Below are 17328 nucleotides of genomic sequence, written 5' to 3' on the forward strand. Positions count from 1 at the left end.
AATTACACCTCTGCTTTATAACTGGCTTTAATATATTCTATCAAATTAACAACTTCATTAAAAACTAAAGGATATTCTATCTGAGGTCTCTGAATTACAATAACTGCTATTCCCAGTTCAACCGCAGCCTCAATTTTACTCTTTAAGCCGCCGCTGGCTCCACTGGCTTTAGTGACTATTACATCTGCCGCATATTCTTTAAATAAGGCTCGATTAAATTCTTTAGTAAATGGCCCTTTCAGTGCAATAATATTTGCCGGCGGCAGACCGAGATCTATGATGTTTTGAATAAAGGCCGGGAAAGTCATGACCCTCATAAATAATCTGGCTTCAAAATTGGTAATTTCATTGATAAAAATTTCTATATTTTTGGAGCCGGTTGTTAAAAATATTCTTTCAAAATCATTTGCTCTCTGAGCAGCCTGTTTATAGTCCGCTGCTTTTATTATTCTGGCAGCAGGCTGCTGATACTGACTCAAATCCATCTTTTTTCTTTGATAGCGGATATATTTTATTCCAGCTTCTGCGGCAGCCTTAACTGCATTTTCAGTTATTTCTTCTGCAAAAGGATGAGTTGCATCTACCACCAATGAAATTTTTTCTTTCCTAATTAAATTATAAAGATCGTTCTTATCCATTCTTTTTTTTATAACTCTAATCCCAAATTTTTCTTTAATTAACTCTTTCCCATAATCTGTGGTAACAGAAGCAATTAAATTTTCTCCCTCATTTATTAAACTCTCAATCAGCTGATAACTATCAGAAGTTCCTGCAGTAACTAAAATCATAAATTATATCCTCTTGGAGTTATTAATTTGCCACCAGCAGCATAAGTCTGAGAATTACCAATTACTACTGTACTCAGCATATCAACCTTTTTAAGAGGTAAGTTTTGTAGATCACTAATTATAATATTCTCACCCTCTCTGTCAATATTGCGTACAATCCCGACCGGAGTAGACTTATCTCTATGACTTAAATAAATCTCGCGGGCAATTTTTAACTGTTTTTTTCTTCTGCTGCTGCGGGGATTATAGAGTACTGTAATTAGATCTGATTCTGCAGCTGCTTTTAACCTTTTTACTATTACTTCCCAGGGAGTTAAAATATCACTGAGGCTGATTACTGCATAATCATGCATCAGCGGTGCTCCGAGCACAGCTGCAGCTGCATTGGCTGCTGTAATTCCAGGAATAATTTCTACCTCTAAATCCAAATTTCTTTTATCAACTAATTCTAAAACCGGACCTGCCATCCCGTAAACCCCGGCATCCCCACTGCTGATAATCGCCGTAGTTTTACCATTCAAGGCAGATTCAATTGCTTTTACTACTCGTTTTTTTTCGGCCCCCATTCCGCTCTGATAAATTTCCTGTTCTTCTGAAATAATTTCTGCCGCAAGTTTTATATAACTTTTATAACCCACTATAACTTCGACTTTTTTTAAGATAGAAAATGCTTTCCTGCTCATCATTTCTATAGAACCAGGACCAATCCCGATTACATATAATTTTTTTGCTGCTGACAATTATAACAGCTCCTTTCAGATTGAATATGATTTATCTATTACTTTTTGCGAAAGTTTATCATTATGAGAAACTAAAACAAAAGGCTGAGAGATTTTCTTTAAGATATAAACCATTCTTGCTGCCGATTCTCTATCCAGACTGGCAAAAGGCTCATCCAATAAAAGCAGTTCTGGTTCCATTGCCAGCACTGAGGCAAAAGCAATTATTTTTTTCTGCCCCTGAGAAAGATTATAACTTGCCTTTTTTTCGAAACCTTCCATTTCAACCAGCTTCAATTTTTCTTTAACAATTTGCTTTGCCTGACTGCGGCTCTTACCAAGATTAATCGGACCAAAAGCAATATCTTCTTCCACTGTTGGACAAAACAATTGATTATCTGAATCCTGAAATAAATAGCCAACTTTTTCTCTTACTTCTAAAAAATCATTTTCTTTTTTCCTTTCCTTTCCCAAAATATACAGTTTACCTTTTTGGGCTTTAATTAAACCCATTATCAGCTTAAAAATAGTAGTTTTCCCGGCTCCATTTGAACCTTTTAGGGCAATTCTTTCCCGGGCTTTAATTTCAAAATCAAAACCAGCTAAAACTTTATTTCCATTTTCATATTTAAAATGAATATTTTCTAATTTTATCATGATTAAATCAATCCCTTTTCCATAACTAATAAAAATACGAAAATCAGAGATGAAACTATTAAAAATAGATAATCATTTTGTTTTAATTCAAAATGATCTATCATTATAAAACTGCCTTTAAAACCCCTGCAGATCATCGCCTGATAAACTTTTTGCGATCTTTCGTAGCTTTTTATCAATAACACTGCAATCAAATAAGCATATGATTTATAGGTGTGCAGATTAGTTTTTGCCTTAAATGCTCTCAGCAGCATAGCCTGATGGATAGTATTAAATTCATTTTTTATGACATATAAATATCTATAGACAAAGAATAATAAATAAATTAATTTTGGTGGAATCCGGAGCCTGCTCATTGCGTGGATCAAATCCAGAACTGAGGAAGTAGATAATAACGAAATCATCAATAAGATAATACTATTTGATCGTAAAGTAATTTTTAAAGCATAAAGAACTCCTTCTCTGGAAACCGAAAACTGCCAGACAGTCAAAATTTCTCTGCCCGGAAAAGTAAACGGGATAAAAAACCAGATTAAACAAATAAATAAATTAAGCAGCACAAGTCTTTTTAAAATATATTTATAATCAATTTTAATCGAAATTATTAAGATCACTGCTAAAGCAAAAAACAGGCTCAAAGTCTTTAATTCGTTTGATAAAGCAATTAAAAAAGAAAAAAATAATCCAACCACTAGTTTGGCTCGAGGATCAAGTCTGTGAATCCAGCTGGAACCAGCCGCTAATTTTTCCTCCAGCCTCATTAATTTTCTCTCTTTTTAAAATAAAAATAGAGGCCCATTAAACCAAATATATATCCTATCCCACCAATGATTTCTGTCATTCCCGGACCACTATTAGCTAACTTAACTAAATTATGATTAATAGGAGCCAGTTTTTTATTCAGCTCTTCCCTGACTATTTTTCTTAATTGTTCTTCGCTGACAACATTTGCAGCTCCCCTTTTTGATTCAGGATCCGAACTTTGAAATTCAGCTGGAAGTTTAGATCTTTCTATAATATATTGAGCCTGATGGCCCAGATTATCATTTAAAACTAATCTCAGATCTTCCAGTACAGGTATTTTAAACTCTGCTATTCCATTTTCATCAGTCTGAGAGGTGTTTAAAAGATGACCGTGCTCATCATAAATATTAATTTCTGAATTCTTTATGGCCGCTCCACCTGAAAAAGAAGCTTCAGCGATGATTTTGTCCCCTTCTACATAAGCATCTAAATGAACTCCGTGAGCCAGGACTGCAGAAGTTGAAAATAACAAAACAGCTAAAAACAAAAAAATTGATAAACTTAATTTATTAAACATTCTGTTTGACTCCCCCTAAAATATTTATATTTATTTTTTTGATTGAAAAAACTACAAATACAGTTATTATTCCTTCAATAATTATAACTGGTAAATGTGAGGCAACTGATAGTTTTGCAATTTCTAGAAAAGATTGTTCTGTAAAAACCAGAGAAAAGGCCACCAGAATAGAAGTTAAGAAAACTGAAAAACCACCACTGATAAAGGAAAAAATACCGAGCCGAAAATTACTATTTATCTTAGCAAAAGAGAATAGATAATAGGCTGCAATTCCAGGAAAAGCTATATTAAATGTATTAATTCCCAGAGTGGTAATTCCTCCAAATTGAAATAAAATACTCTGTAAAAATAAAGAAATTAAAATTGCCGGGAAAATCTGCCAGCCGAGTATTATGCCGGCTGTACCATTTAAGATTAAATGAACACTTGTCGGCCCCAACGGCAAATGAATTAAGGAAGCTACAAATAAAGCTGCTGATATTAGAGCTGTTCTGGGTATATCTTGATCCTTCATCTTTTTTAATCCCACTGTTACTCCAGCGGCTGTCAGGGCAGCTCCACCAATTAAAACAGGTGCAGATAAAACACCCTCTGAGATATGCATGTTATCACCTTCCTTAAATTAAGGGTATTTATTAATCCGTTTAAGATTCATTAATCAATCCAGTAATTTTATTAATATAACACTGCTGAACACCCTTATATTCTCCCAGTCCCTGCAGCTGAATCTCAACCTGATAACCCTCTGCTTCCAGCCTTTTTTTCCAGCTTAGCTCTTCCTCACCGGCCATATCATTTTGAGCATGATCTCCGGCCACCAGCATCAGAGGTGCCAGCTTTATTTTCTGATAATCTTTTTCCTTTAGTTTTTTTATAACCTGATCTAATTCTGGATATCCTTCTACTGTACCTACATAATAATTAGCAAGGCCTTTATCTTTTAAAATATAATCAAAGGCAGAATAGACAGAATTAGCTGCATGCTGACTCCCATGTCCCATTAAAACTACTGCCTCTTTCTTTTTATCTTTAATCTTAATTTCGGCAGCTATTGTATCTGCCAGCTCAAAATAATCTTCAGTTTTTGTTAGTAAAGCCTGACCCGCTTTTAAAACTCTAAATTTATTTTTATATTTTTTAACAGCTTTAATCAAATCATGATATTCACTGCCATTAATAATATGTAAGGGCTGGACAATAACCTGCTGATAATCCTCCCGGTATAATTTTTCTAATGCCTCTGCTGGATTATCTACAAAAATATTATCTCTTCGCTTTAATTTTTCAATAATCATCCCGGAAGTAAAGGCTCTTTTTAGATCATAATCCGGATAATTATTTGCAATCTCCGCTTCACAGGCAGCAATTGTTTTCTTTCTGGTTTCAGGATAACTGGTTCCAAAACTGACCACTAAAATTGCTTTTTTCTCTTTCTGAGATTTTCTAAACTGATGCGAAAATTTTTGGTCATATAATTTTGATTTTTGATAATCACTATCCAGAAAATCTCCGACTAAGATTAGAGCTGTTTTTTTGATACCGGCTTTCTTAACTTCAGCCGCTATTTCGCCCAGAGTAGACCTGATCACTTTTTCCTCCGGCCAGGAGGCCTTAGATACTACTGCAGCAGGTGTTGCCAGCGGATATTCTGCCGCCAGATTATCTACAACTTCATCGATCATCTGCACACTTAAAAAGATAGCCATTGAAGCCTGATGCTGGGCCAAACTCTGCAGCTTTTCTTTTTCCGGGACTGAAGTTCTCCCGGCCTGTCTGCTTAAAATTACAGTCTGGGAAACATCCGGTAGAGTATATTCTGCAGCTAAAGCTGCTGCAGCTGCCAGAAATGAACTGACTCCTGGAATTATCTCATATGATATCTCATTTTCCTCCAGTAAATCAATCTGTTCTTTTATTGCACCATAAATTGATGGATCTCCGGTATGAATTCTGGCTACATTTTTATCTTCTGCTGCAGCCTGCTTAATTATTTTTATTACCTGATCCAGATTTAAATTAGCACTATTGTAAACTTTAGCAGATTTATTATATTTTAAAACTTCTCTATTGACCAGGGATCCCGCAAAAATTATAATCTCCGATGCTTCAATTGCTTTTTTACCTTTAATAGTTAATAGTTCCGGATCACCCGCACCGGCCCCAATTATATATACTTTCATTTAAATCCCCTTTCTTTTTACAATCATTAGTGTCAGGTATTCAATTTTCTTATTTTTAAATACTTCTATGTTTTCGGTATAAAATTCATCTTCAAAACCACATTTGCTTGCAATAAGTACATTTTCCTTTAATCCCAATTTCTCCAGAACAGGGTAGGCTATCTTAAAATTACGGCTCAACTTTAAAATAACCACTGTTTCAAATAAATTAAAGACCTTTTCTATATGCTCTTCATTTTTTAACTCAGATAAGATAGCTGTATTTTCTTTCCCCTCTGCTAAAGGTAAATTATAGCTGGAAGCAGCAGTGGCAATAGAATTAATTCCCGGCACTGTTTCAATGTTAATTGAATTATCCCATTCTTGTATTTTTTTCAGCATATAAGCATAAGTACTGTACAAAAAGGGATCACCAATGGTTACAAAAGCTACTGTTTTACCTTCTTCTAATAATTGATATATTTTTTGAGCAGCAGCAGAGCGTGATTGCTCTAATTCCTGCTTGTTTTTAGACATCTTAAATCTTAGTTTAATAACTCTATCTTTTAGATCGATCAAATTTGAAATAATCTCCAATGCCTTACTGGAGTCACTTTTAGTTGAGAGTGGGGTACAGACATAATCAACTTCTTTTAAAATTTCTACTGCTTTTAAGGTAACTAAACCCGGTTCACCAACTCCAACTCCAATTCCATATAATTTTTTGGCCAAATTGCATCCTCCATTCAGTTGGTATATTTATATTAAGTTTTAGCTGTTTTTACTGCACTAATAATATAAACTGGATTTAAAGCTCTAAACATCTGATAGTTACTAATATTTTTAGTCCTGGTCACAGCAATATTTACAATATCCAGCTGATAGTTCAATTTTTCGAGCTCCTGCACAGCCGTTGTCAGGGTATTAATTGTAACAGCAGTTAAAACAATTCTACCAGCGTCTTTTAATTTTTGATCAACAGCCACAAGAATTGCAGGCAGGTGGCCACCACTACCGCCAATAAAAACTCTGTCAGCTTCCGGTAAATCAGAAATCCCCTCTGGAGCTTCCGTCTCTATTACTTCAATATTTTTTAATTTAAACTTTTTAACATTCCTTTTGATTAAGTTAAGAGCCTTCTTTTTTCTTTCCAGAGCATAAACTGTTCCTTCTTCTAAAAACAATCCCATCTCAACTGAAACACTGCCGCTCCCGGCTCCAATATCATATGCAGTCTGATTTTTTTTAAGCCTTAACTTTGAAATGATCACAGATCTTACTTCTTCCTTGGTCATCGGCACTTCATCTCTGATAAAATAAGCATCCGGAATTCCAGGGGTATCAGCTTCCCATTCTCTCATCAAGGTCACCTCTCTGCTTAAAATCAATTTCTCCTCTGCCCAGAATAATCATCACTGTCAGTTTTGAAAATGAAAGTTTTTTAATTTGTTCTGCACTGCCCACAGTAATTTTTTCCTCTGGATAAGAAAGATCTTCGAAAACACAGACTGTTTTATCTTCAATATTATTTTTTAATAAATAATCCGCAATTTTTGCAGGAGGAAATTTGTTATCGGTAAAAAATCCTACTTTACTTTCTTTTTTTAAAAGATCCACCAGTTCTTCCTTATTATCTTTACCATGAAGACTGGTGATGCGCATGTCATTCCAGCTAATTTGAATTCTAGAAGCTGCCAGCTGTAAGGAGCTGATCCCGGGAATAACTTCTAAAATATCAGCCTCAATTTCTCGTTTTAAATAATTAAGTAAACTATATAAACCGGGATCCCCGGAAACTAAAACAGCAATTTTCTGCTGCTGATAATTATCCAGAATATAGTTTTTAATTTCAGACAGAGGTAAGGTTATTTTAATTTTTTTAGCCTTCTGTTCAGCAAAAGTCTCTAAAGCTCTGCTGCCTCCGATTAGTACATCCATTTTTTCTATAATTTTTTCTGTTTTATTCAACAAATAATCTCTGCTTCCCGGCCCGATTCCCAGTACATAAACTTTATTCAAAATCAAAATCCTCCTCTGCTTCTCTAGAGAGAGCAACAATCCCCTGATTTAAGGTGAAAATTACTGACTTACACTTAATCTTCTTTTCTAACTTCGCTTCTACTTTGCTGACTACTGCCTCACAAATATTTTGCAGAACCTTCTCCAGCTTATGAGCAAGCAGATAGTCTACCGCCTCTTCGGCAGTATTAATTGAAAAGATAGCTTCGATCACTTTCTGCTCTGCTCCCGCTAAAGCGGCATGGGCAGCAATAATTTCTCGACGACCATCTGCTACCTTACTGTGGGTATTAAAAATACCTCCGGCAACCTTGACAATTTTACCAATATGACCGACCATTATAATCTCATCTATTTCGAGCTGGTCAACTTCTGCCAGCATAAAGCCAACAAAGTTACTCATCCTGATAATCTGTTCCTCTTTAAAACCGGCTGCCAGAGCCTCTTTTTTTCCATAATTACCGAAGACCAGAATAATTTTTTTATATCCCAGAGCGGCAGCCTGTCTCAATTCTACAGCCAGTGACTCTTTATAGGCTGACTCGGACATCGGCTCTACAATACCGCTTGTTCCCAGAATAGAGATTCCACCTTTAATTCCCAGTTTAGGGTTAAAAGTTTTTCTGGCAATTTCCACTCCTGCCGGGGCAGAAATAAGAACTTCAAGAACATTATTTTTCGGAAAAATATCTCTTACTGCTTTTTTTATCATTTCCCGGGGGACGGGATTAACTGCAGCCTGACCAATATCCAGCTGCAGTCCCGGTTTAGTCACCCGGCCAATTCCCTCACCAGCTTTGATTATAACTTTACTTTCAACCAGAGCTTTATCTATTTTTATTCTTTTTAATTCAACTGTAATTTTTATACCATCTGTCTGATCTGGATCATCCCCGGCATCTTTGACAACTGCCGCCCGGGCCAGCTCCTGACTGTAAAAACAATCCTCAACTTCCATTTCAACCTCTATTTCTGCCGGAGTCTCAATCAGAACTTTTTTTACAGTTTTCTGCCTGCATAACATTTCTGCTGCTGCCTTTGCAGCCCCGGCAGCCGTAGTTCCAGTAGTATAACCCAGCCTGTATTTTTTACCACCTTTTGTAATATAGCGTTCAAAAGCCACAGCTAAGCCTCTAAATTATATAGAACAGAGTTAACAATAGAAGCAGCAATAGCACTACCACCTTTGCGGCCTTTTAAAGAAATATGTGGTATCTCAGTCTGCATCAATTCGTCTTTAGATTCAGCTGCTCCCACAAAACCGACTGGAGTTCCCACAATAAAATCAATTTTTTTACCCTTTTTACTTAAATTTATTAATTCAAATAAAGCTGTGGGGGCATTACCTATCGCAAAAATTTTCTTACCCGGTAAGTCGATAGCTTTCCGCATGGCCATAATTGATCTTGTGAGAGAAGTTTCTGCTGCCTTTTCTCTAACATCCTGATTTCCAATAAAGCATTTTAATTCTCCTCCGTATTCAGCCAGTTTCCGCTCATTGATTCCCGCTTTAAGCATTGTAACATCAGTGATGATATCAGCTCCCTCTCGAATCAAATCACTCATAATTTCTATCGCATTCTGAGAAAACTTAACCTTTGAGGCCAATTTGGGCTCAGCCGAAGCGTGGATCACCCGTTTAATTGTTTTCAATTCTGAATCACTGCAGTCTAACTTACCTATTTCCTGATCAATCAATCTCATACTTTTGGCTTCAATTTCTGCTGGATTATTATCTTTCATTATTTCCTCCTTCTCGGCTTGTTCAAAATTTAAAAAAACCAAAAATTAATTAGTGTTAATGCTGAGTTCTAATTTTAAAAGATGCTTAAAAATTTACTTTTCAATTCCGACTCTGGCCTTAACTCCCTTTTTATAATAATGCTTAATTTCTTTCATTTCTGTTACCAGATCGGCATATTCTATTACTTTATCATCTGCATAACGGCCGGTGATTACTACTTCTACCTCCGGATTCCGCTTTTCAATAACCTCGATTAACTCAGCTGCCGAAAAAAGTTGATAATAAACAGCAATATTTGCTTCATCCAGAATGACCAGCTCATATTCACCTGACTTTAAAATTTCTGCAACTTCCGCAAGCCCCTTCCGGGCTGCCTCAATATCTGCCTCTTCAGCTTTGCCGTTGATAAAATAATTTAAGCCATACTGCTTTATTTCAATTTTTTCAATCTTACTTAAGCTGTTTAATTCACTATATTTCATTCCTTTGACAAATTGCGCGATATAAACATTTTTTTCTGCTCCCACTGCCCTGACTGCCAGGCCGAAAGCGGCAGTTGTTTTTCCCTTACCGCTGCCAGTGTAAACATGGACCATTCCACTCATCTATTACACCACCTAATTATCAAAAATTATTTTATATAATTCTTCAAGATCAATATGTTTTCTAAACTCTGCTGCCAGATAGTTATAATTATCTTCTCTGATCTCAGCCGCAGTTTTTGCTGGTTCTGAATCTGGGCTTAAACCCTTTTTAGTAAGAAGATGATTAATTAATGACTTTCTAAAACCGTCATTTTTGAAAATATCATGTAGATATGTACCCCAGACATTTCCACTTTCATTTACTGTTCCATCAAAGACAATCTTCTCTACCTCACCAGATTTCTGTCTGTTTAACTTAAATACTGGCTGCTGCCCACTGACTCTAATAGTTTTTCCCTGATGAATTTCAAAACCAGTTAAAACTTGCTCCCTGCCGCTTTTGAAAAATTTAAGCTTATTTAAACTCTCTGCCCTGACCTGTCTGGTTACTTTTTTAGCTTCCAGAACAGTTCTGATCTGTAACAGCGAAAGCCCCTCAATTTCCTGCCCGCTTCCTTCCAGATTATCCGGATCAGAAATTTTCTGGCCCAGCATCTGATAACCACCACAAATCCCGATAATTTCTGTGCCCTTCTCGGCCTGCTTGATAATTTCTGCAGCCAGTTTTGAGTCATATAGAAACTGCAGGTCGTTAATAGTTGTTTTAGAACCGGGCAAAATAATTAAATCAGGCTCTTTAAGTTCAGCTTCTTTTTTTACATATCTTATTTGTACATCTTTTTCGGTCTTAAAATAATCAAAATCTGTAAAGTTCGACATCCCCAGATAGGCAATCACAGCGATGTCAATCTTATAATCCTGATTACTGTAAATTTGCTGCTGCAGACTATCTTCTGAAGGTAAATTAAGCTTATCTAAATAGGGCATAACTCCCAGAACTTTTTTTCCGGTCTGTTTTTCTATTAACTCGACTCCGGACTTAAAAGCCTCAGGCTCACCTCTAAATTTATTGACTATAATTCCTTTAACTCGCTTTCTTTCATTTTCAGTCAGTAAATCTAAGGTACCAACAATTGAGGCAAAAACTCCCCCTTTATCAATATCTGCAACCAGGATCACAGGTGCCGCAGCTATTTCAGCTGCTTTCATATTAACCAGATCCTTATCTCTTAGATTTACTTCAGCCGGATTGCCGCCACCCTCTAAAACTAAAAGATCATAATTCGCTTTTAATTCAGAAACAGCCTCTTTTATAATTTTAAGCAGTCTCTCTTTTTCGGCAAAATAAGCAGCTGCCTTCATATTTTTAAATACTTCTCCCTTTAAAATAATTTGGGACATATCATCAGCAATCGGCTTCATTAAAATTGGGCTCATATTAACCTCAACCTCTACTTTTGCCGCCTCTGCCTGCACGACCTGTGCAACTGCAATTTCTTTACCTTCTTTTGTGATATAAGAATTTAAAGACATATTTTGAGATTTAAAGGGGGCTGCCCTGTATCCATCCTGAGCCAGAACCCTGCAGAGAGCTGCTGCCAGAATACTTTTCCCGGCATCTGAGGCTGTACCCTGAATCATAACTGCATCTGCCATTTAATCACCTTCTACTTAAATTTAATAATTTATCAGTGTCAATATTTTCTGCAACCATATCTGCCAGACGGTCAATATTTTTTTCAATTTCTTTTTGATAATTATACTTATTTTGGCCTGATTTTATAGAATGTTTATTTCTTAAATTTTTTAAAACCGCACTGCGAAAATTATCATTATCAAATAAACCATGCAGATAAGTTCCAAAACAATTACCTGCCTGATTGACTGCTCCATCTTTAAAATTTACTTTTCTATCAGATCTCTCAATTATTCTAAATAATTCTTGAGTCTGATTTAAATATTCTGTCTGTCCCATATGAATTTCATAGCCTCTCATAATCTCCTGAGAATTAAAATCCGGCAGCCCGTTTTTGAGCTGCTGATTTGAATTCAATTTTACTTTTACCTGATGGGTGGTTTTTTCCTTTAAAAATTCTGTCTTTATATCAAGTAAACCCAGACCTTCAATTTCTTTGATATTTCCCTCGGTACCATGTCTGTCGATTAATTTTTGGCCGAGCATCTGAAAACCCCCACAGATACCGATTATCACAATTCCTGCCTGATCTGCTTTTTTGATCTCTGCTGCCAGACCGCTCTGTTTTAAAAATTTAAGATCTTTAGTAGTTGTTTTAGTTCCCGGTATAATTATTAAATCAAAATTAAGCAAATTTTTGTTGCTGGCAACATACTCCAGTTTGAGATTTGCTTCCATCTTCAGGCTGTTAAAATCACTGAAATTTGAAATGTGAGGTAATTTAATTACTGCAATTTTTATGCAATCATTATCATTATTCTTGTTATATATATTATTATCCAATTTTAAAGAAGCCGAATCTTCTTCCGGCAAATTAAGATCTTTAAGATAGGGTAAAACCCCTAGAACTTCTTTTTTAGTATAGTTTTCTAAAAAATCAACTGCTGGTTTTAATAAATCAAAATCTCCCCTAAATTTATTGATTATCAATCCTTTTATCAGCTTCTTATGAGCTGGAGATAAAAGTTTTAGGGTCCCGACTAAAGAAGCAAGACAGCCGCCTTTTTCAATACTGCTGATTAAAAGAACCGGAGAATTATAAATTTCGGCTGTAAACATATTGGCAAAATCCGGAGTAGTTCTATTAATTTCGGCAGGACTTCCTGCTCCCTCAATAATTATAAGATCATTTTCCTGTCTCAGTCTTTTAAGTGAATCTTTAATTGCCCGCTCATAAATTCTAAGATAATCATTTTTCTTTTTTTGATAATTAACTCTTTGATCTACCTGACCGTTAATGATAATCTGACACTGGCCATCTCCCATTGCTTTAACTAAAATCGGCTGCATATCTACAGTCACTTCTCTAAAGGCAGCTCTGGCCTGCAGAGCCTGAGCAATACCAATTTCTCTGCCTTTTTTTGTGATGTAGGAATTAAGGGACATATTCCAGGCTTTAAAAGGCACAGTTTTAAGGCCTTTTCTGGCAAAAATTCTGCACAAGGCTGTAACAAAAAGGCTTTTACCAGCATCAGAAGCAGTTCCCTGAATCATTAAAGTTCCTGTTTTATTTTTCATATTTCTAAACTCCTTAAAAAGTAGATAAAAAAAATCCCAACCCTCAGGTTGAGATTAAAGTATATAATCATAATTAAAGTTACTAAATTAAAAATCTGATAACCTTAACAAGCAGCTAAATTAAATGATTATCTACCTGATACCTGTTCCCGAGGTCACTTGTAGATTATATAAAAGGCAGGTCTCCTGACTTCTGATTTAATATTTAGATTTTAACCTTCCCTGTAATCTAATTACAGGTGGTATAACAAAATCTAAAGATCAGTTACAGTGGCGGGCCCGCTCAGGATTTTAACCTGATTCCCTATTCTCTTCAGCCGTGGCTAAAGCACCTTTTTATATAAAATATTTTATTTTAAAAATAAATGTTTAACAAACTATATTTTAACTATATATCATTTAATTGTATTTGTAAAATTTAATTTACTCAAAATTATCTCCTGATCATAAAATTTTAATTCTGTTAGTGAACAGTTATCTATCTGAAACTGCCAGAAATTTTTAGGCTTAATTGACAGAATAGCTGTCAGATAAACTTTAATCACTCCTCCATGAGTAACTACTAAAATTTTATCACCCTGATGTCTGCTGATAATTTTTTTAAAAAAATCTTCTATTCGCAATTTAAAATTTAACAGCTTTTCCCCGGCAGGGGGCGAATTATGAATGGGATCCTGCTGCCAGGAAACGACCTGATCTGGATATTGTTTTTTTATTTCTGCAAAACTTAATCCTTCCCAGTCTCCAAAACTAACTTCTCGAAGCTGTTTATTTTCTCTAATTTCTAAATTTTTATCATGAACAATCAGCCGGGCAGTATTTTTGGCTCTTTTTAGATCACTACTGTAAATTTGATCTATTTCTATTTCCTGAAAAAGTTCTGCTGTTTTTCTGGCCTGATCTCTCCCTTTTTTATTTAAATCAACATCAGTCTGTCCCTGAAAAATTGATTTCTGATTCCAGTCAGTTTCTCCATGTCTTAATAAATACAGCCTGGTTAGCATCAAATCTCCCCTTACACTTTTCACTTTTGACTTTTCATTTTTTCAATCAGCTGCGAAACAGCCGCTTTTATATCTTTTTTTACTGCCAAATATTCTGTACTATCAAATTGGTAATTGCTGTTAGCCAAAATTTCGGGATTATGATCAGCTATGATATCTTTGATTTTTGACATAAAGACATCAGAAGCAATTTCACTAAAAATTGTTTTTCTGAGTTTATCATCTTCAATATTTTCTATGATCTCCTGCCTTTTTTCTGACATAATATCGAGAAGAAGTCTGTATTCCAGACCAAAATCAGATTCCAGTTTTTTTCTAATATTTTTTGAAAGAGCAGGCAGATTAGAGCCGCTGGAAACAGTTAAAAGTAATTCGCCTCTATTAACCACTGCTGGAACAGTGAAATCAGAAAGCTCAGCATTATCGATGATATTAATCAGAATATTTTTTCCTCTGGCCAGGAGAGCAATTCTTTCATTTAAACTGGAATTGTCAGTAGCAGCAAAAACTAAAAATTGTCCGATTAGATCTTCTTCTATAAATTTGCGTTCTAATAAAATATATTCTTCTGATTCCTGATTTGAATAGGAAGAAAATCCCTGATTAAACTCCGGAGCGACTATTTTTATCCGGGCTCCGGTCGGCAGCAGCCGCTTAAATTTACGCAGTGCCACTTTACCCGCTCCTACAATTAAAACATTTTTATCTTTTAAGTTTAAATTAATTGGATAAAATTTCACTGCTCTCCCACCCCAGAATTCTGTTTATTCTTCTTCACCTACTGCAAAAATGGTCTTGACAGCTTCCAGCTGATCATCTCTGGTATTTCCATTTTCTATCGCCAGTTCTTTGAGGCCAACTGTGGGCTGATGTAATAACTTATTTAAAAGTCGGTGACCCAGCTGTTCAATAATTTCTTCTGCTTCAAGTTCTGAATTCTGCAGGAGATGCAGGGCTCTTTTAACTTCTTTTTCTTTAATACTGCGGGCATCAGTCCGCATTTCTTTAATTAGAGGAACACAGCGGCGCTCACGCAGCCAGCGCTGAAAATTATATTTTTCGTCTTCAATTATTGCTTCTGCTTTAGTAACTTCATTTTCTCTCAAGTTTAAATTTTTATCAATTACTCGTTTTAAATCATCTATATTATATAAATGAACTCCAGGAAGTTCTTCTACATTTTGATCAATATCTCGCGGTAGGGCAATATCAATTAAAAACATTGGACCATGTTTTTTCTCTACTGTCTCTAAAAGATCATCTTTATGGAGTACTGTATGAGGAGCTGCTGTAGAAGCAATTATGATATCAACTTCTTCCACTCGATCCTTAAATTCCTCCCAGTGAATAACCTCACCTCCGTACTCTGCTGCCAGCTTCTGTCCACTGCTGTAGGTGCGATTTGCTACCAGAATTCCTTCCACACCATAATTTAATAAATTTTTGAGAGTTAGCTCTGCTGTCTCACCGGCACCAAGAATCATTACTTTTTCCCCATTGAGACTGCCAAAAATATCCCGGGCCAGCTCTACTGCTGCATAACTTATGGAAACCGCCCGCTCGTTAATTTTAGTTTTAGTCCTTACCATCTTTCCAACTTTAATCGCTTCCAGGCAGAGCTGATTTAAATAAGAGGCAGTTAGATTTTCTTCTTTATATTCTCTAAACTGTTTTTTTAGCTGTGCCAGGATCTGATCTTCTCCTTTGACCAGAGAATCAAGCCCTGCTGCCACCCGGTATAGATGCTCAACAGCCTGCAGGTCATGGTACTGATAGAGATAGTCATTTAAGTCATTAATTTCATATTTAAAATGGCCTTTAAGAGTGTTTTCCAGCAGCTTATAAATATGTTGTTTTAAATAATTTCTAGCTTTAGCTTCCTTCTCAGAATAAAGATAGATTTCAAACCGATTACAGGTACTTAATATAAAAAATTCTTTGAAAATATTTTTGCTTAAATCCTGTTTTAGTTCTTTTTTGATCTCAGTCGTTTTCTGAGAAAGTCGATCTCTAATTGAAATTGGAGCTGTTTTATGATTAATTCCGGACACTAAAAGCTGCATCAAAAGCCTCCTTATTTTTCAGAATTTTTATGTCTGGTTTTTAGATTTTACTCTGACTCAAGTTTAATTATATTACAAAGTTTCTTCGACTGCAAAAAAGTTTAGGTACCGGGTACTTGGAATTTTTTTCCAAGTACCCGGTACCTGTTTCGCCTGTTTCGCCTGTTCAAATTTTTTCTCCAGTCTGATAACCATTCCAGTTAATTTTATCTGCTATTTCGCATTCAGAATTGAGTTCTACTCCTTTTAAAATTTCTTCTTTAAACTGAGGATAACCTGTACGATCAACAATATAGCCAATATGTTCTTTAGCCAGACTGGTATCAATATGTCTTTCTATATAATCATATACATTATTAACAATTGATATTACCACATCTCTGCTGGCCCACTTTAAAAATGGTTTTGCCAGACGGGGATTCTTTTTCCCGGTTCTTCCCATAATTACAACTTTAAAAAATTGACCTCCTCTTTCCCAGGCATTTGTAGGACACTGCAGTATACATTCACCACAGCCAATACAGCGCTGCTCATCTCTTACGACCCGCTCCTGTTCAAAACTAAGAGCTGAAGTCACTCGTTTTTTGCAATTATCAACACAGGCCTCACAGCCAATACAGCGCTCCTGATGATAAATAGGCTCAATCATCCCCAGAATCCCGAAATCCTGAAGGTGACCTTTGATACAATCATTTGGACAGCCCGAAAGAGCTATTTTAACATGATAATCATTGGGAAAAATATTTTTTTCTATCTCCTGAGCCAGTTCCGTAGTGTCATAATTAGAATAGCGGCAGACCCGATTACCTATGCAGGCAGATACATTACGAGTTCCTGCAGCTGGATAACCATCTCCGGGATCAACAATTTCGACTCCGATTTCTTTTTCCATCCCCTCTAAAATAGGAGCAATTTTCTCATTAACTTCCTCAAAGTCTGCAAAAGAAATCCCTGGTACCTCAAAACCCTGGCGGGTGGTAATATGTAAGGTTCCATCACCATGTTCATCTGCAATTTCTTTGATTAAGGATAAATAATGAGCATCAATATGGCCGCCGGGAACTCGAATTCTTAGAGCAGTAACTTCTCTATCTTTGGTAATTCTAAAAGCATTTTTCTTTATTTTTTTAGTATTAAAAGACATAATAACCTCCT

At 35.7% G+C, this 17328-nt stretch carries 19 protein-coding genes, 1 pseudogene and 1 riboswitch; all 20 genes and pseudogenes read right to left on the minus strand.

Annotated features, from left to right (window positions below; translation table 11 throughout):
* Positions 1-2 precede the first annotated feature (2 nt).
* The 20 genes and pseudogenes from cobK to asrC all read right to left on the minus strand — a co-directional run bounded on the left by cobK (position 3) and on the right by asrC (position 17317).
* Positions 3-788, minus strand: a complete 786-nt coding sequence (gene cobK / locus DFR79_RS06450; protein ID WP_133514681.1) for a precorrin-6A reductase — start codon at positions 786-788, stop codon at positions 3-5.
* On the minus strand, positions 785-1528 hold the full coding sequence (gene cobJ, locus DFR79_RS06455) for a precorrin-3B C(17)-methyltransferase (protein ID WP_133514682.1): 744 nt from the start codon (positions 1526-1528) through the stop codon (positions 785-787). Before cobJ ends, cobK begins: the two co-directional genes overlap by 4 nt.
* Before the next feature lie 15 nt (positions 1529-1543).
* Complete coding sequence (locus tag DFR79_RS06460; RefSeq protein WP_133514683.1) at positions 1544-2164, minus strand: energy-coupling factor ABC transporter ATP-binding protein; 621 nt, start codon at positions 2162-2164, stop codon at positions 1544-1546.
* Between the two features lie 2 nt (positions 2165-2166).
* On the minus strand, positions 2167-2925 hold the full coding sequence (gene cbiQ, locus DFR79_RS06465; protein WP_133514684.1) for a cobalt ECF transporter T component CbiQ: 759 nt from the start codon (positions 2923-2925) through the stop codon (positions 2167-2169).
* Positions 2925-3485 (minus strand): hypothetical protein, encoded by a 561-nt coding sequence (locus DFR79_RS06470; protein ID WP_133514685.1) that lies wholly within the window; start codon positions 3483-3485, stop codon positions 2925-2927. Before DFR79_RS06470 ends, cbiQ begins: the two co-directional genes overlap by 1 nt.
* Positions 3478-4089 (minus strand): cobalt transporter CbiM, encoded by a 612-nt coding sequence (cbiM, locus tag DFR79_RS06475; RefSeq protein WP_133514686.1) that lies wholly within the window; start codon positions 4087-4089, stop codon positions 3478-3480. Before cbiM ends, DFR79_RS06470 begins: the two co-directional genes overlap by 8 nt.
* A gap of 40 nt (positions 4090-4129) precedes the next feature.
* Positions 4130-4897, minus strand: coding sequence for a sirohydrochlorin cobaltochelatase (locus tag DFR79_RS16475; RefSeq protein ID WP_347814028.1), 768 nt, complete (start codon positions 4895-4897; stop codon positions 4130-4132).
* 15 nt (positions 4898-4912) lie between these two features.
* Positions 4913-5665, minus strand: a pseudogene (gene cobM / locus DFR79_RS16480) (precorrin-4 C(11)-methyltransferase); the annotation flags it as partial.
* Positions 5666-6376 carry a precorrin-2 C(20)-methyltransferase gene (gene cobI, locus DFR79_RS06485; RefSeq protein WP_133514688.1) on the minus strand — a complete coding sequence of 237 codons (711 nt, stop codon included), beginning with the start codon at positions 6374-6376 and terminating at the stop codon, positions 5666-5668.
* A 32-nt stretch (positions 6377-6408) separates the two neighbouring features.
* Positions 6409-7005 (minus strand): precorrin-6Y C5,15-methyltransferase (decarboxylating) subunit CbiT, encoded by a 597-nt coding sequence (gene cbiT, locus DFR79_RS06490; protein ID WP_133514689.1) that lies wholly within the window; start codon positions 7003-7005, stop codon positions 6409-6411.
* Positions 6986-7663: a precorrin-6y C5,15-methyltransferase (decarboxylating) subunit CbiE gene (cbiE, locus tag DFR79_RS06495; RefSeq protein ID WP_133514690.1), complete on the minus strand. Its 678-nt coding sequence runs from the start codon at positions 7661-7663 to the stop codon at positions 6986-6988. Before cbiE ends, cbiT begins: the two co-directional genes overlap by 20 nt.
* Positions 7656-8786: a cobalt-precorrin-5B (C(1))-methyltransferase CbiD gene (cbiD, locus tag DFR79_RS06500; RefSeq protein WP_133514691.1), complete on the minus strand. Its 1131-nt coding sequence runs from the start codon at positions 8784-8786 to the stop codon at positions 7656-7658. The genes cbiE and cbiD overlap by 8 nt, the downstream gene beginning before the upstream one ends.
* A 2-nt stretch (positions 8787-8788) precedes the next feature.
* Positions 8789-9406 carry a precorrin-8X methylmutase gene (locus DFR79_RS06505; protein ID WP_133514692.1) on the minus strand — a complete coding sequence of 206 codons (618 nt, stop codon included), beginning with the start codon at positions 9404-9406 and terminating at the stop codon, positions 8789-8791.
* Between the two features lie 93 nt (positions 9407-9499).
* Entirely contained in the window at positions 9500-10012 is a 513-nt protein-coding gene (cobO, locus tag DFR79_RS06510) for a cob(I)yrinic acid a,c-diamide adenosyltransferase (RefSeq protein WP_133514693.1), read from the minus strand.
* Between the two features lie 12 nt (positions 10013-10024).
* Positions 10025-11548 carry a cobyric acid synthase gene (locus tag DFR79_RS06515; RefSeq protein WP_133514694.1) on the minus strand — a complete coding sequence of 508 codons (1524 nt, stop codon included), beginning with the start codon at positions 11546-11548 and terminating at the stop codon, positions 10025-10027.
* Between the two features lie 4 nt (positions 11549-11552).
* The gene (locus tag DFR79_RS06520) at positions 11553-13106 is read right to left on the minus strand and encodes a cobyric acid synthase (protein ID WP_133514695.1); all 1554 of its coding nucleotides are present in this window, start codon (positions 13104-13106) and stop codon (positions 11553-11555) included.
* A gap of 159 nt (positions 13107-13265) precedes the next feature.
* Positions 13266-13458: riboswitch (cobalamin riboswitch) on the minus strand.
* 43 nt (positions 13459-13501) lie between these two features.
* The gene (cobC, locus tag DFR79_RS06525) at positions 13502-14110 is read right to left on the minus strand and encodes an alpha-ribazole phosphatase (RefSeq protein ID WP_133514716.1); all 609 of its coding nucleotides are present in this window, start codon (positions 14108-14110) and stop codon (positions 13502-13504) included.
* A gap of 20 nt (positions 14111-14130) precedes the next feature.
* Complete coding sequence (locus DFR79_RS06530) at positions 14131-14850, minus strand: precorrin-2 dehydrogenase/sirohydrochlorin ferrochelatase family protein (RefSeq protein WP_133514696.1); 720 nt, start codon at positions 14848-14850, stop codon at positions 14131-14133.
* A 24-nt stretch (positions 14851-14874) separates the two neighbouring features.
* Complete coding sequence (gene hemA, locus DFR79_RS06535; protein ID WP_133514697.1) at positions 14875-16173, minus strand: glutamyl-tRNA reductase; 1299 nt, start codon at positions 16171-16173, stop codon at positions 14875-14877.
* Positions 16174-16339: 166 nt separating this feature from the next.
* A complete protein-coding gene (gene asrC / locus DFR79_RS06540) occupies positions 16340-17317 on the minus strand; it encodes a sulfite reductase subunit C (RefSeq protein WP_133514698.1) in 978 nt (325 codons plus the stop codon).
* Between the last annotated feature and the right edge of the window lie 11 nt (positions 17318-17328).

Source organism: Halanaerobium saccharolyticum, from assembly GCF_004362045.1.
In the GTDB taxonomy this organism is placed as follows: domain Bacteria; phylum Bacillota; class Halanaerobiia; order Halanaerobiales; family Halanaerobiaceae; genus Halanaerobium; species Halanaerobium saccharolyticum_C.

Coding starts and splice junctions, on each gene's coding strand:
- DFR79_RS06520 (WP_133514695.1), bottom strand. CDS start 13,106: ATGAAAAATAAAACAGGAACTTTAATGATTCAGGGAACTGCTTCTGAT.
- cbiM (WP_133514686.1), bottom strand. CDS start 4,089: ATGCATATCTCAGAGGGTGTTTTATCTGCACCTGTTTTAATTGGTGGA.
- cobC (WP_133514716.1), bottom strand. CDS start 14,110: ATGCTAACCAGGCTGTATTTATTAAGACATGGAGAAACTGACTGGAAT.
- cbiQ (WP_133514684.1), bottom strand. CDS start 2,925: ATGAGGCTGGAGGAAAAATTAGCGGCTGGTTCCAGCTGGATTCACAGA.
- hemA (WP_133514697.1), bottom strand. CDS start 16,173: ATGCAGCTTTTAGTGTCCGGAATTAATCATAAAACAGCTCCAATTTCA.
- DFR79_RS06460 (WP_133514683.1), bottom strand. CDS start 2,164: ATGATAAAATTAGAAAATATTCATTTTAAATATGAAAATGGAAATAAA.
- cobO (WP_133514693.1), bottom strand. CDS start 10,012: ATGAGTGGAATGGTCCATGTTTACACTGGCAGCGGTAAGGGAAAAACA.
- cobK (WP_133514681.1), bottom strand. CDS start 788: ATGATTTTAGTTACTGCAGGAACTTCTGATAGTTATCAGCTGATTGAG.
- DFR79_RS06470 (WP_133514685.1), bottom strand. CDS start 3,485: ATGTTTAATAAATTAAGTTTATCAATTTTTTTGTTTTTAGCTGTTTTG.
- DFR79_RS06515 (WP_133514694.1), bottom strand. CDS start 11,548: ATGGCAGATGCAGTTATGATTCAGGGTACAGCCTCAGATGCCGGGAAA.
- cbiT (WP_133514689.1), bottom strand. CDS start 7,005: ATGAGAGAATGGGAAGCTGATACCCCTGGAATTCCGGATGCTTATTTT.
- DFR79_RS06505 (WP_133514692.1), bottom strand. CDS start 9,406: ATGAAAGATAATAATCCAGCAGAAATTGAAGCCAAAAGTATGAGATTG.
- asrC (WP_133514698.1), bottom strand. CDS start 17,317: ATGTCTTTTAATACTAAAAAAATAAAGAAAAATGCTTTTAGAATTACC.